The sequence below is a fragment of the Acidithiobacillus ferriphilus genome, assembly GCF_018854775.1.
In the GTDB taxonomy this organism is placed as follows: Bacteria; Pseudomonadota; Gammaproteobacteria; order Acidithiobacillales; family Acidithiobacillaceae; genus Acidithiobacillus; species Acidithiobacillus ferriphilus.
Window position 1 is genome coordinate 1 of the sequence record NZ_JAAZTY010000161.1, and the last position, 13,913, is coordinate 13,913.

Here is a 13,913-nt window from a genome sequence, read left to right on the forward strand (position 1 = left end):
CACCGCCGATGAGAAGGAACTGGGCGTCTGCCTAGTGGACATCGGCGGTGGTACCACGGATATCGCCATCTTCCGCGATGGCGCCGTTCGCCATACCGCCGTCATCCCCATTGCCGGCGATCAGGTCACCAACGACATTGCTCTCGGCCTGCGCACTCCACCCGTCGACGCGGAAAATATCAAAAAACTCTACGGCTGCGCCCTCGGTGACCTCATCGAGCAAGATGAAGAAATCCCCGTCCCCAGCGTCGGCACGCGCCCGCCCCGGACCATATCCCGACGCATTCTCGGCGACATCATCGAACCTCGCATCAAGGAACTCTTTGAGCTGATCCAGGCTGAGCTGCGGCGCACCGGCTATGAAGATATGGTCGCGGCTGGAGTGGTCATTACCGGCGGTTCCAGCAAGCTGGAAGGTATGGCCGAACTGGCCGAGGAAATCCTCCACCTGCCAGTGCGCGTCGGTGAACCCATGCATTTGCCCGGCATGGAAACCGTCGTTCATACGCCGGGCCATGCCACGGGGGTGGGCCTGGTCATGTATGGTCTCCACAACCAAGTGGTAAGCCAGGCAGAGCCTTTACAGAACCCGGCTATTGCGGCACGGGAAAATCATATGGATACCAGCTTCGGCGGCATTTTTCGCAAGATGCGCTCCTGGGTACAGACGAGCTTTGGCTAATTTCTGCTTGCAGGGCTGAGGCACACCATTTTGCAGGACTTCAAGAAGAGGAAAGACCATGTTTGAACTCAATGAATGTGAACAGGAAGGCGCGGTCATCAAAGTGATCGGCGTCGGTGGCGGCGGCGGTAATGCCATCAACAACATGTGTATAGCGGGTCTGGAAGACGTGGAATTCATCACTGCCAATACCGATGCCCAGGCGCTGCGCCATTCCCACGCCAACCATATCATCCAGCTCGGCGCCCAGATCACCCGCGGCCTCGGCGCCGGCGCGGATCCCGAAGTCGGCCGCAAGGCTGCCGAAGAAGGCCGTGACGAAATCCGCGCAGCTTTGGAGAAGGCCGACATGGTCTTCATCACCACCGGCATGGGGGGCGGAACCGGCACCGGTGCCGCCCCCGTGGTGGCGGCCATTGCCCGCGACATGGGCATCCTTACCGTCGGCGTGGTCACCAAACCCTTCAACTTTGAGGGCAAGAAACGGCAGCAGCACGCCCTCTCCGGCATCGACGAACTCTCCCAGTACGTGGACTCACTGGTCATCATCCCCAATGAAAAACTGTTGTCCGTCCTTGGCAAGAACATCAGCCTCAAGGATGCCTACCAAGCCGCCGACAACATCCTCCTTGGCGCCGTGCAGGGCATCGCCGAGTTGGTCACCCGCCCCGGTCTGATGAACCTCGACTTCGCCGATGTCCGCACCATCATGTCCGGCATGGGCCTTGCGATGATGGGTGCCGCCAGCGGTCGCGGCGAAAACCGCGCCAAGGACGCAGCCACCCGCGCTGCTTCCAGTCCGTTGCTGGATGACATCAACCTCTCCGGCGCCCGCGGCATTCTGGTCAACATCACCGCTGGCATGGACCTGACCCTGGGCGAGTTTGAAGAGGTCGGTGAACTGATTCGTGGCTATGCCGCTGATGATGCCAACGTCAAGGTCGGTACCGTGCTCGATCCAGAACTGGAAGGGGAACTGCGGGTCACTGTGGTCGCCACCGGTCTGCAGCGGGAACCCGTGCGTCTGGCGGTCGAAAATATTCGCACCCGTCCGGCCCCGGCCACTGCCGCAGACTGGCGCAATCTCGACAAGCCCACCGGCATGCGTCAGGCGGCCGAACACCCCGCGGCCTCGGTAGCTGCCGCGCGCGGCGGCAATAACACCCCAAACTATGCCGACCTGGACATCCCCGCCTTTTTACGCCGCCAGGCGGACTAAAAGGCCGACAAAGCCAGGTCAGCGCGATAAAGGCGCTTGACCTGGACGGCAGCGTTCTTTGCCCGACCGCGGTCCCTTAGCCGCTGCCGGGCGCACCAGTTCGTCTGCATCCGCCAGCAGCCGCGCACCTTTTCGGACTCAATGCCCACTGCAATCGGGCATCCAGGGTAGGGGTCCGTCACGGATATTCCGTCACTTTTCTCTATAGATCCGGCAACACGACCCCTGTCGCCAAGGCACTACAATGTGGTTAGCCCACCACCATGTGCCCAGAAGAGTCCTGGGCGACGGCGCTCATCGCCTTGCGGTAACGACTGAGATCCTTGGCACTCTGAATGGGCGTTTCGAGCAAAGCGGAAAGATTACGCAAAATGCCATTGACTACCTTACCCTCCCAGATCACATCGAAATGAATCTGGGTATCCAGCCATTGCTCCAGCCAGCCCGGGTCCGGCAAATGGCTTTGCACACTGTCTTCGGGGTACATGGCCTTATTGACATGGAGATTGGTGGGATGCAATGCCTTCGCCGTCTTGGTGTTAGCCATGAGCACGCCAATCTTGGCAAAGGCCAGGCGTGCGGTATCCCCAAGACGATCAATAGCACGCCGCATATATTTAAGGTAAATACCTGCGTGCCGAGCCTCATCCTTGGAAAGCACCTCGTAAATCGCGCGAATCACCGGTTCGCTATGCCACTGTGCCGCGCATTTGTACCAATGCGTCAGACGAATTTCGCCACAAAAATGGAGCATGAGCGTCTCCATCGCCGGGGCTGGGTCAAATTCAAAACGCACGTTGTGCAACTCTTCTTCTGTCGGCAGATACTCCGGCGCGAAGCGGCGCAAATATTCCATAAGCACCAAGGCATGCTTCTGCTCTTCATAGAACCAGATGGACATGAAAGCCGAGAAATCGGAGTCATTCCGGTTGTCCCGGAGAAACATCTCCGTCGCCGGAAGTGCGGACCACTCGGTGACCGCGTTCATCTTGATCGTGCGCAATTGCTCATCGCTCACCAGACCACGGTCAAACTGCTCCCAGGGAATATCCGTAGCCATGTTCCAGCGTGCGGCCTCCAGCGATTTGAACAACTCAGGGTATAACATAACAAACACACCTCTCTCTGGCGTTTTCAATAATGGGTGCCTGGACATCTCAGTCTTTCCACCCATTTGACGAAAGTTGCGCGCCGCCCCAGGCATTGCGGCAAAATCCGCGAAGCTTCACATACACCCGCGGTATTCTACGCCAAATCCCCGCCTTGGGCGATGGCCCCATTTATTTCCCCCGGCCGCCGCCCCAGGCACGAATGACCTAGATTTATCCGGCCATTTGCGGCAGACTTTGCGGATATACTTAGCGTTACGCGGAAGCCATGACTGGATCATCTCCTCATATCCTTGTACTGCATGGACCGAACCTGAACCTGCTGGGTAGCCGTGAGCCCGACCATTATGGGCGGGCTACCCTCGCTGAGATCGAGGCCGGGCTGCAGACGCGCGCGCAGGGATGGGGCTGGCGACTGCGCAGCCTGCAGAGCAACGCCGAACACATACTGATCGATACCGTTCAGGAAGCGGCCCGTCAGGGCGTTACCTACATCATCATCAACCCAGCGGCCTTCACCCACACCAGCGTCGCCCTGCGCGATGCTCTGGCCGCTGTCCAGATTCCCTTTATTGAAGTGCATTTGTCCAACATCCATGCACGGGAACCGTTCCGCCAACACTCCTATTTCTCCGATCTCGCCCAAGGCGTCGTCGCGGGACTCGGTGCGGATGGATATTTCCTGGCGCTGGATGCCATTCATCGGCGCCTGAAGCGCAACAACTCATAACTGATACCAAGGAAAGAGCATGGATATCCAATTCATCCGCCGCCTGGCCGAGCTGCTGGAAAAAAGTGCCATTGATGAAATAGAAGTGGTCGAGGGCGATAACAAAGTCCGAATCACCCGGCACGTCGCGCCTGCGCATACGGCACCGACCGTTACCTGCACTCAGCCAATGGCCGTTGCTGCGGCGATGCCCACCGCTGCACCGGTAGCGACCACATTCGCCGCTGTTGAGCAGCCACCTCAAGGCTCCACGATTAAATCGCCCATGGTTGGCACCTTTTACCGCGCCGCCTCCCCCGAAGCCTCGCCCTTTGTGGAAGAAGGCAGCATTATCAAGGCGGGCCAGACCCTCTGCATTATCGAAGCCATGAAGTTGCTCAACGAAATTGAAGCCGACATCTCCGGAAAAGTAATCAAGGTCCTCGCCAGCAATGGCCAACCCGTCGAATACGGTGAACCCCTGTTCATCATTGCTCCCGAGAATGGAGATGTTTGAAAAGATCCTCATTGCCAACCGCGGCGAGATTGCTCTGCGTATTCAGCGCGCCTGCCGCGAACTGGGCATCCGCACCGTCGCCGTCCACTCCGAGCCTGATCGCGATCTTCTGCATGTCAAACTCGCCGACGAGTCGGTGTGTATCGGCCCGGCGCCCAGCGACAAAAGCTATCTGAATATTCCCGCCGTGATTGCGGCCGCCGAGGTAACGGATGCCGAAGCCATTCATCCCGGCTACGGCTTCCTTTCGGAAAATGCCGACTTCGCCGAGCGGATCGAAAAAAGTGGCTTCGCCTTTATCGGCCCGCGTGCCGAAACCATCCGTCTGATGGGCGACAAAATTGCCGCCAAAGCGGCCATGAAGAAGGCCGGAGTGCCCTGTGTGCCGGGCTCCGACGGAGCTTTGCCCGACAACAATGAAACCCTCAAAACCATTGCCCGCGAGATCGGTTACCCCGTCATTCTCAAGGCCGCCGGTGGTGGTGGTGGGCGCGGTATGCGGGTAGTGCATACGGAGGCGCACCTCATCAACGCCGCCAATCTGACCCGCGCAGAGGCGGGCAAGGCTTTCGGCAACCCCACCCTGTACATGGAAAAGTTCCTGGAGACGCCGCGCCATATCGAGTTTCAGATACTCTGCGATGCCCATGGCCATTGCGTTCATCTGGGTGAACGAGACTGCTCGGTGCAGCGCCGCCATCAAAAAGTGATCGAAGAAGCCCCCGCTCCTGGCATCAGCGCCGCCCAGCGGGCTGAAATCGGCGCTTCGGTAGTCAGAGCCTGCGAGGATATGGGCTATCGGGGCGCCGGCACGATCGAGTTCCTCTACGATCCGGGCAGCCAGACCTTCTACTTCATTGAAATGAATACACGCGTGCAGGTCGAGCACCCGGTCACGGAGCTGATTACCGGCATCGACATCATCAAGGCTCAGATCCGCATTGCAGCGGGCCTGCCTCTTGGGATTCGGCAGGAAGATGTTGTACTCAGCGGTCACGCCATCGAATGCCGCATCAATGCCGAAGACCCGGAGCGTTTCGTACCCTCTCCTGGACAAATTACCGCCTGGCACCCGCCCGGCGGGCCAGGCATCCGGGTCGACAGTCACATTTATGCGGGTTATCGCGTGCCACCTTTCTATGACTCCATGATCGGCAAAATCATCGCGTTCGGAGGCAACCGCGAGGAAGCCAATATGCGTATGCGCAGCGCCCTGCGCGAGACCACCATTGAGGGTATCCAGACCAATATCCCCCTGCACCGGCGTATCCTGGAAGAGGCCCAGTACGCCGCAGGCGGGGTGCATATCCACTATCTGGAGGCCTTGCTCGACCTATGAAGATTGCCTGGTGGCAGCTCGACATGCGTGTCCCCGCGACAGCCGCGGCAGCCATCGAGGCGCAATTGCTGGATGCCGGGGCAGAAGCCGTCACCTTTCTTGAGGGCGATGATAGTGAAGCCGTGTTCGATGAAGGCCTGATCTGGCAGAACAGCCAGTGCCAGGCATTGTTTCCTGCCGACGACCATAATGAAGCGATTCTGCAAAGACTGGTCAGAGACAATGACTGGCAGCAATTCGCAGCACAATTCACGCCGCTGGAGGAACAAGACTGGGTGGCGGCGACGCAGGCTGCTTTCCCGGCACGCTGCTTCGGTCGCCTCTGGATCGCCCCCAGTTGGGATACGGCGCCTGCCGACGCCACTCGCGTGCTGCATCTCGATCCCGGCCAGGCCTTTGGCACCGGCGCCCACGCCACCACGGCGCTCTGTCTGCGTTTCCTGGACGCGCGCATCCGCGGGGGCGAAAGCCTTATCGATTACGGTTGCGGCTCCGGTATCCTGGCCATCGCCGGGCTGCTGCTGGGAGTCGACCATGCCTTCGGCGTAGATACGGACCCCGTTGCGCTGCAGGTAGCCGCCGCCAACGCTGAAAGCAACGGTGTCAGTACCGGCCTGCAACTCGCGCTACCGGAAAACGCCAGCCTGCCCATGGCCGACATTCTGATCGCCAACATTTTGGCGGCCCCCTTGTTGGCCCTCGCCGCCACCTTGGCTGACGCGGTCCGTCCCGGAGGCTGGATCGCCCTGTCCGGCATCCTGCACCGTCAAGAAGCGGAGATCATCGCCGCCTATAGACCCTATTTCGATCTCGCCGCCCCGCAACACGAAGAAGACTGGTCGCTCCTCTATGGCCAGCGCAAAATCGGAGTATGACCATGGAAATCATCTGCCCCCGCTGTGAATCGACCTTCGCCACCGATAACAACGCGTTGCGCGAGCATCACTATCAAGCGAAATGCAGCGTCTGCCAGCAAATCTTCCATTTTGATATCGCCGCAGAGGATACGCGTTCCGGTAGCAGCCTGGGGCGCTTTCTGGGTAAACTTCTGCTCATCCTGACCATTACCCTGCTGATTATCGCCCTGATTGGGCAGGCACTTTGGTGGACACGCAGTTATAGTTACGCCGCCACCAGTGCGCCAGTGCGCCGCATATTACTGAGTAGCGCCGAACAATTGGGTGTCACCATCCCGTGGCCGGGTCCTAACAAAGAGATCCGTATTTTAAACAGTCAGGTTACCCAGGCGGGGAAGCATCTGGCGCGCATCACCGGCAACATCGAAAATGTGGCCAACAAAGTCCAGGCCTACCCGGTGATCGAAGTCACCCTCAGCAATGTCTACGGTGCACCGATAGCGCATCTGCAGTTTACCGCCGCTCAATACCTGAGCGGCGCATTCCATGCCCACTCCGGGTTTGTTCCCGGCACTGCGGTACCATTTACACTCAGCAGCCCCGCATTAACGACCGCAGCCGGTTACCAAGTCACGCTCCTCAGTCGCCCCTGAGCAGGGCTGGCCATGGAAACCACGAACCTATCGTTGAGCGATTGTGTGACCGCAGTCATGGACCGCTATTTGGCGGATTTGCAGGGCGAGGTACCCGGTAATTTGCATGCGATGATAATAGGCGAAGTGGAGCGCGCACTGCTTGCCAACACGCTGCAGCACTGTAGCGGGCAACGCGGCACGGCTGCCCAGTGGTTAGGCATTAATCGCAACACCTTGCGTAAAAAACTACAAGCCTACGGATTAGATACCTGAATAAGCTGCGGGGCGGCTTGCGCCACCGCTTGCGGATTCAGACCGCCCGCCTTGCCGCCGCCATTCAGGTACTGCCGATAATAAGCGAGTACCCGCGGCACGTATGCCTGGGTTTCCGCAAAAGGCGGGATATGATAACCCGCCTGGATCACGGCCTTCGATCCCGCGTTGTAGGCGGCTACGGCCAGTTTCAGGTCACCACTAAATACCCGCAGCAGATGGGCCAGATACGCCGTGCCACCATTGATGTTGTCAGCCGGGCTGAAGGAGTTGGCCACCCCGAAACGATCCGCCGTTGCCGGAATGAGTTGCATCAGCCCGACCGCTCCTTTGGGTGAAACCGCCCCCGCATTATAACCGGACTCGGCGCTAATCACGGCGTTAACCAGCGCCGGACTGACTCCATAACGGCTAGCCGCCGCCCGAATCAGTGCCTGATAATGCGCCCTGGCCACCTGGTTAAAATCTGCGCGCGCCATGGCTACCGCCATTTTCGGCGTTCGCATAACCATCCGGTACCTGTCATTCCCGCCAGGCACATTGGTCAAATGCACTACCCCACTGCTATCGGTATACGCATAAATATTGGCCTCCGCCGTGCTTCCACAAAGGAGCAGCATCGTGCCGAGCAGCAGGCCAGGCCTCACTATTTCACCACCCGCAGTGAAGGGCGCTCGGACTTGCCTATGGGTTTGTCCGTGCTCTCCACACCGCCGCCCTCTGGGGACGACGGCGGTGTGGTTGGAATTTCGGGATCGGCAAAGCCCATCCCCTCCTGTGTCTCCGCGGCGTAAATCGCCGCCACAGCCGCCATCGGTACATCTACCATGCGGGCGACCCCACCAAAGCGGGCGTTAAAGGTAATCCAGTCATCCGCCATATTGAGACTGTGGCAAGCGCGCGGCGAAACATCAAGAATCATCCGTCCATCCTTTTCGTAGCCACTCGGAACAGACACTCCCGGATAAGCCACAACCACCAGGATATACGGGGTATAACCCTGGTCCACACACCACTGATAGACGGCATTGAGCAGATAGGACTTAGCACTTTCAGGTAACAATTTTGTTCTCCATCATCAGCATCCAGCCATATAACCCGCGCAGGCGACAGACACAAGGGCAGCGCCTGTCGCCGCTGCGTTAAAAATCATCCATGAACCAGTTTATAGCCGATTTTTCGGAATTCTCAAGATTGTTCAGATACCGACGGTGGGATCAGGCAAGTGCACGCCGCTGTCAAACTTCAGTCCAATATAACTTATCCACTTGTTTAAACAAGATTTCCGCTAATAGAAGCGCACAGAACGAGGCATTTTGGCGCATTCAGAAAAAAGTACACCGCTATTACCGCAATATCTAAAATATGAGGCACAATACCCGCGCTTTGGTGACCACTGTACCGCCCCCGGCAAGGCACCATGGGGGGCCGCGGCGACACGACGCTGAGTGCCGACTGGACGCAATGAGTGACTCCTTACTGAAAGAGAGATAATCTGTCGTTACAATAACTCACAGAGTCGACAAAGAGAATATATCAACTCATGCTAGAAACGATCACACTATACATTTTGGCAAGTATAATATTCAGCCAGGTCGTGCTTGCCATGCTCGTCCTTTGTCCACGCTGCAAATTGATCAGCCCGAATTTAGTCCGTCTGCCTCAAACCGCTGTCGCACGTCGCGAGATTGCCCTCACCTTCGACGATGGGCCACATGAAGAAATAACCATTCAAATACTGGATCAGCTAGACCTGCATAACGCCAAAGCCACCTTTTTTTGCATCGGTGAGAAAGTTGCTGCGCACCCGGATTTAGTCGCCGAAATACTTCGGCGTGGCCATAGCGTAGAAAATCACAGTTATCGCCACAACATGCTTTTCGCGTTCAGCGGCCCAACTGCATTAGCGAACGACATTGTTAAAGCACAAAAAGCCATCGAAGATGCGACGCATGGGACAGCACCGCGTTTCTTCCGCGCGCCTTTTGGCTTTCGCAGTCCATTCTTGGGCGGGGTATTACGGCGCCTCGGTCTGCACCACGTCGCGTGGACTCGTCGTGGTTACGACACAACATCTCGAAATCCAGACACCGTGCTCCGCCGCCTCAGCCGCAACCTGGCCGCCGGAGACATACTATTGTTGCATGATAACAAGCTGGGGCTGGTTGTGTTGCCCAGACTACTAGAGCTGTGTAGCCATAAAGAACTACGTAGCGTGTCTTTAGCCATGATATTCAATGATATCAAAGCACTTCCACAAATATACAAGCACACCGTTACAGGTGCTTGCGGTGATCACACATCATCGACCAATGCGCCGAGCTAACTAATTAAGTCAGTGTAGCCTTCATAGAAAGCTCCACTGGAGGAACGACGGATGACCAGAGAACAACAGATACCAAACGCAGATCCTGCGACACACGAATGCGACGTTCTGGTTATAGGTGGCGGACCGGCAGGCTCGACGATCGGTGCGCTACTCGCCGAGCGCGGCCACCGAATCACCATACTAGAAAAAGCACATCATCCAAGATTTCATATAGGTGAGTCCCTGCTCCCCGCCAATTTACCGCTGCTGCAGCAATTGGGTGTTGCCCAGGAGGTAGATCAGATCGGGATGAAAAAGTGGGGTGCAGAATTCAACTCGCCCTACCATACAAAAAAAAGAGAAACCTTCTTATTTGCCGATGCATGGGACAAATCCATGCCCATGGCCTATCAGGTCAGACGCGCAGACTTCGATGATATTCTGTTTCGCAATGCGCGCAAAAAAGGCGCGACGACGATTGAGGGATGCCGGGCCCGGTCGGTTGAATTTTTACCGCACGAGAGAGGTGCCATAGTTCACGCCCTCCGCGAGGATGGATCGACAGAAACATGGAAAGCACGCTTCCTGGTTGATGCATCCGGTAGAGATACATTTCTCGGGACATGCTTCAAGATCAAGCGGAATAACCCGAAACATAACAGTTCCGCCCTTTATGCGCATTTCCGTGGGGCACATCGCCTCCCTGCCAGCGAAGAGGGGCATATTTCGCTATTCTGGTTTGAACACGGATGGTTCTGGTTCATCCCGTTAGCCGATGGAACCACCAGCGTGGGAGCGGTGGTATGGCCCTCTTATCTAAAAACGCGAAAGAAACCCGTGGAAGATTTTTTTGCGGATACTATCGCCATGTCTCCCGAGCTGGCGATGCGACTAGCAGACGCACGGCGCGTGACCGATGTCGAAGCTACTGGCAATTACGCCTATATCTGCGCGCAAACCCATGGGGAAAGCTTCCTCATGTTAGGGGATGCATTCGCATTTTACGATCCGGTCTTTTCGTCGGGCGTCATGCTCGCGATGCAAAGCGCTTTTATCGGTGCCGATACTATTGATATTTGCCTGCGGCAACCGCGACGTGCCGCCGCCGCGTTGCGTCACTTTGACCGGAAAAGCCGGCACGGGGGGAAGGTGTTCTCCTGGTACATTTATCGCATTACACAGCCCGCCCTGCGCGATATGTTCATGTATCCGGGCAATCCGGCACGCACCAAAGAGGCCGTGCTATCCGTTCTTGCAGGAGATATTTTTAATAAAACACCGATTTGGACCTCATTACGGTTCTTCAAGATGGTCTATTATCTGATGTCGATACGGCACCTCGGACGTTCTTGGGCTGCATACAAAAAGCGAAAGAAAAATATCAGGATTTAACCATGCCTGGAGATACGTTCATGTCAACAAGCACGGGCACGCAGCTTACGCTTACCTACGCTCCGGCAGCAACGGCATTAAACAAGAATGCGCTGCGCACAAAAAATATTCTCGGTATCGTTTTGTTCAACAGCCAACTCACGTCAGGGATCGGTACCGACCAGAATAGTGGCATTATAAAAACACCCCTGACCATTTACGGAGCTGATATCTGTGAAATATGGAGTACGACCCAGCCCGTAATTCCTGGGCATTATTTGGATATACGCTATCGGCGTAGCGCAACCCTTACTTTAGGCAGTATTACCCTGGCTATAACAACACCGATAGACGATGGCGAAAATATCAATCCCCCGCCCATTCAGTCGTGCGCTCAAGAAGCCTATCAGCAAATATTCAACCTCCTCCAAGAAATCGGCCATATTCACTTACTCCGCGTCTGGAATTTTTTACCCGATATCAACGGTGCCACGCACGGCCTGGAACACTATCGCCAGTTCAATATCGGGCGCCAAGGCTCGTTCATTGCCCACGATCGACTTTCCGAGGAAAGTAGCATTCCCGCCGCGAGTGCCGTAGGGACATCCTCCACAAACTTGGTCGTACACTTTCTCGCCGGGCGGGACAAATCTGTAGCTCTGGAAAATCCCCGACAGATTAGCGCCTATCGCTATCCCAAAAAATATGGGCCATGCAGCCCCACCTTCTCGCGCGGCGGATCGCTCAATCTAGATCAGCAACATGCCTTATTTATTTCCGGAACCGCCAGCATTGTTGGACACGACACCTTGCATATCGATGATGTCGCCGCACAAACCCAGGAAAGCATACGGAACATTTCCGCGGTTATCGATGAGGCGAATCGCGTCGCCGGGCATCATTTACATACATTAGATACACTGAATTATCGCGTCTATTTTCGCAACATAGCGGACCTAACCATTATCCAGGCAGAACTGGATCGGCTTATCGCACCGGCGACGAAAACGCTATACATTCAAGCGGACATCTGCAGATCCGAACTTCTTGTGGAGATCGAGGCCACAGGCGGAGTCGTGCATCCATAAAAATTCCCAGTCTCTACATTGCATGCTACCGGCGCTTTAAAAACGTTCTCCCCGCCCCCGGTACGCCATTCTCCAAATTGGAGATCTGCGTGTCCAGACGCCCGGTCGAGTGACATCACCGGCAAGCAATTTATTCCGTTCTATTTTGGCGGGGATATGCGCCGCACAGAAGCGTCTTATTAAGGGCCAAAACATCCTTATACTTTATGACAACAACTCTCGATTTGGATCAGCGGATACGTTGCTGATAATAGTAATGGACACTAACACTCCGTAAAATAATGTCGCGCTGCACATTCCAAGAACCAAAATTAACAGCTTCGGCGGCAAGCGCGAAGCTGTTGACACAATTTACCTCCTGTGATACAAGCTAGGAAAATCTGGTAATTTATTTAAGATCCTTATTTCTGCTTAGGGCGACGTCAATGTTGGAGTGCATACCGGCTAAGGGTCAGATATTCATGCAGATACATGCTAGCCATGTGCCATTGCAGGCCAGACCATCACGATCGATGTCTCCATCCCATGAGATTTTTTGAAAAAATACGCTCCGCCAGAGAATATGTGGTATTCTACATAGGCCTCGCGCTCTTGGCGAGCGTTAGTCTTTTATGGTCTATTTTTGCACTACCCATGAATATTATATTTCCGATAAAATTTCGGAAGTTAATTGGGAGATGGGTTATTTCCATGGGATTTAGGCTGTATCTGCGGACATTATCCGCTCTCGGTGCTTGCCATTTTGACATTAGCGCACTCGATACACTCAGCGATGAGTTACCGATGGTCATCGCACCGAATCATCCTTCACTGCTTGATGCGATTATGATTCTTTCGCGCATGCCGCGCCTAGCGTGCATTATGAAAGCGGAATTGGTAGACAATCCATTTTTTGGCGCCGGTGCGCGTCTGGCTTGTTACATTCGTAATGACGCCTTACGCCACATGCTTCACCTTGCCGTCGAAGAACTACGTGGCGGCAGTCATTTACTTCTTTTCCCGGAAGGCACGCGAAGTCATCCCCTTCCCATCGGAACCATACGGGGCAGCATTGCGCTGATTGCCAAGCAGGCGCATGTGCCCATCCAGACCATATTAATCACCGCAGACTCTCCCTTTCTCGGTAAGGGATGGCCCTTCTTTCGCAAGCCGGCCATGCCTATTCACTACCGTATAGAGATAGGTCGCCGCTTCGATCCACCAACGGACGTACGCCGTACGATAGTGGAACTGGAAACCTATTTTCACTCAGCTCTGACAGGCAATCCCTTACCACCAAACGTCGCGTCAGCGGCAGCAGACGAATTGGAATGAAACAACCCTCCAGCACCCACTTATTGCTTATTCCGAGCTACAACCCCGGGCCCAAAGTCTATGCAACAGTGGTCGCGGCACGTCAACATTGGAACCCTGTCTGGGTCATCGTCGATGGGAGTACCGACGGCACGGCAATAGGCCTCCAGGAATTAGCGCGCCGGGATGGTGGATTACGCATTCTCATCCTCTCCCACAACCGTGGCAAAGGAGAAGCTATACGATATGGCTTGGAGCAAGCCCAGGGACAGGGCTATACCCATGTATTGACGATGGACTCCGATGGTCAGCACCCCGCCGGGGAGGTCCCCGCATTTATGCAGGCGTCTGCCAACAACCCTGACGCCATGATTCTCGGCGTACCGGTTTTTGATGCCAGCGCCCCTGCTCTTCGGGTAAAAGGTCGTAAGATATCTAACTGGTGGGCCAACCTGGAAACGTTAGGCGGGGGTATCGGCGACTCCCTGTTTGGCTTTCGCGTTTATCCCTTGG

Annotated in this window: 16 protein-coding genes; 13 read left to right on the forward strand and 3 right to left on the reverse strand. The window is 55.9% G+C overall.

Translation table 11 applies throughout. The features are described 5' to 3' along the window. Positions 1-682 (forward strand): cell division protein FtsA (gene ftsA, locus HF921_RS10880; protein WP_215861801.1); only part of this gene is annotated, 682 nt, incomplete at its 5' end. Between the two features lie 58 nt (positions 683-740). Continuing rightward, the gene (gene ftsZ, locus HF921_RS10885) at positions 741-1,901 is read left to right on the forward strand and encodes a cell division protein FtsZ (protein WP_064219031.1); all 1,161 of its coding nucleotides are present in this window, start codon (positions 741-743) and stop codon (positions 1,899-1,901) included. 250 nt (positions 1,902-2,151) lie between these two features. Here the strand turns inward: ftsZ and HF921_RS10890 are convergent, their stop codons facing one another. Further along, positions 2,152-3,009, reverse strand: a complete 858-nt coding sequence (locus HF921_RS10890) for a diiron oxygenase (protein ID WP_064219030.1) — start codon at positions 3,007-3,009, stop codon at positions 2,152-2,154. Positions 3,010-3,278: 269 nt separating this feature from the next. Between HF921_RS10890 and aroQ the strand changes: the two genes are divergently transcribed. From aroQ to HF921_RS10920, 6 genes are read left to right on the forward strand one after another with little or no spacing between them, the layout of a single operon-like run. After that, on the forward strand, positions 3,279-3,740 hold the full coding sequence (gene aroQ, locus HF921_RS10895; protein WP_064219029.1) for a type II 3-dehydroquinate dehydratase: 462 nt from the start codon (positions 3,279-3,281) through the stop codon (positions 3,738-3,740). A gap of 19 nt (positions 3,741-3,759) precedes the next feature. After that, a complete protein-coding gene (gene accB / locus HF921_RS10900; protein ID WP_064219028.1) occupies positions 3,760-4,236 on the forward strand; it encodes an acetyl-CoA carboxylase biotin carboxyl carrier protein in 477 nt (158 codons plus the stop codon). After that, positions 4,229-5,575, forward strand: coding sequence for an acetyl-CoA carboxylase biotin carboxylase subunit (accC, locus tag HF921_RS10905; protein ID WP_064219027.1), 1,347 nt, complete (start codon positions 4,229-4,231; stop codon positions 5,573-5,575). Before accB ends, accC begins: the two co-directional genes overlap by 8 nt. Beyond that, positions 5,572-6,450 carry a 50S ribosomal protein L11 methyltransferase gene (prmA, locus tag HF921_RS10910; protein WP_064219026.1) on the forward strand — a complete coding sequence of 293 codons (879 nt, stop codon included), beginning with the start codon at positions 5,572-5,574 and terminating at the stop codon, positions 6,448-6,450. Before accC ends, prmA begins: the two co-directional genes overlap by 4 nt. A gap of 2 nt (positions 6,451-6,452) precedes the next feature. Further along, positions 6,453-7,085, forward strand: a complete 633-nt coding sequence (locus HF921_RS10915; RefSeq protein WP_064219025.1) for a zinc-ribbon and DUF3426 domain-containing protein — start codon at positions 6,453-6,455, stop codon at positions 7,083-7,085. A 12-nt stretch (positions 7,086-7,097) separates the two neighbouring features. Further along, positions 7,098-7,340 (forward strand): helix-turn-helix domain-containing protein, encoded by a 243-nt coding sequence (locus HF921_RS10920; protein ID WP_215861804.1) that lies wholly within the window; start codon positions 7,098-7,100, stop codon positions 7,338-7,340. Here the strand turns inward: HF921_RS10920 and HF921_RS10925 are convergent. Both HF921_RS10925 and HF921_RS10930 read right to left on the reverse strand, forming a co-directional pair. Next, entirely contained in the window at positions 7,322-7,960 is a 639-nt protein-coding gene (locus HF921_RS10925; protein ID WP_226834502.1) for a transglycosylase SLT domain-containing protein, read from the reverse strand. The two genes, HF921_RS10920 and HF921_RS10925, sit on opposite strands and share 19 nt — an antisense overlap. Before the next feature lie 26 nt (positions 7,961-7,986). Beyond that, positions 7,987-8,403 carry a ClpXP protease specificity-enhancing factor gene (locus HF921_RS10930; RefSeq protein ID WP_064219022.1) on the reverse strand — a complete coding sequence of 139 codons (417 nt, stop codon included), beginning with the start codon at positions 8,401-8,403 and terminating at the stop codon, positions 7,987-7,989. Between the two features lie 480 nt (positions 8,404-8,883). On the opposite strand from HF921_RS10930, the gene HF921_RS10935 reads away from it, so the two are divergent. From HF921_RS10935 to HF921_RS10955, 5 genes are all read left to right on the forward strand, one after another. After that, entirely contained in the window at positions 8,884-9,666 is a 783-nt protein-coding gene (locus tag HF921_RS10935) for a polysaccharide deacetylase family protein (RefSeq protein WP_215893804.1), read from the forward strand. Between the two features lie 51 nt (positions 9,667-9,717). Continuing rightward, positions 9,718-11,040, forward strand: a complete 1,323-nt coding sequence (locus HF921_RS10940) for an NAD(P)/FAD-dependent oxidoreductase (protein ID WP_215861807.1) — start codon at positions 9,718-9,720, stop codon at positions 11,038-11,040. A gap of 2 nt (positions 11,041-11,042) precedes the next feature. Further along, positions 11,043-12,107 carry a chorismate transformation enzyme, FkbO/Hyg5 family gene (locus HF921_RS10945; protein WP_215893805.1) on the forward strand — a complete coding sequence of 355 codons (1,065 nt, stop codon included), beginning with the start codon at positions 11,043-11,045 and terminating at the stop codon, positions 12,105-12,107. 690 nt (positions 12,108-12,797) lie between these two features. Further along, positions 12,798-13,421: a lysophospholipid acyltransferase family protein gene (locus HF921_RS10950; protein ID WP_226834504.1), complete on the forward strand. Its 624-nt coding sequence runs from the start codon at positions 12,798-12,800 to the stop codon at positions 13,419-13,421. Beyond that, a partial coding sequence (locus tag HF921_RS10955) for a glycosyltransferase family 2 protein (protein WP_215893806.1) occupies positions 13,418-13,913 on the forward strand: 496 nt, incomplete at its 3' end. The genes HF921_RS10950 and HF921_RS10955, both read left to right, overlap by 4 nt.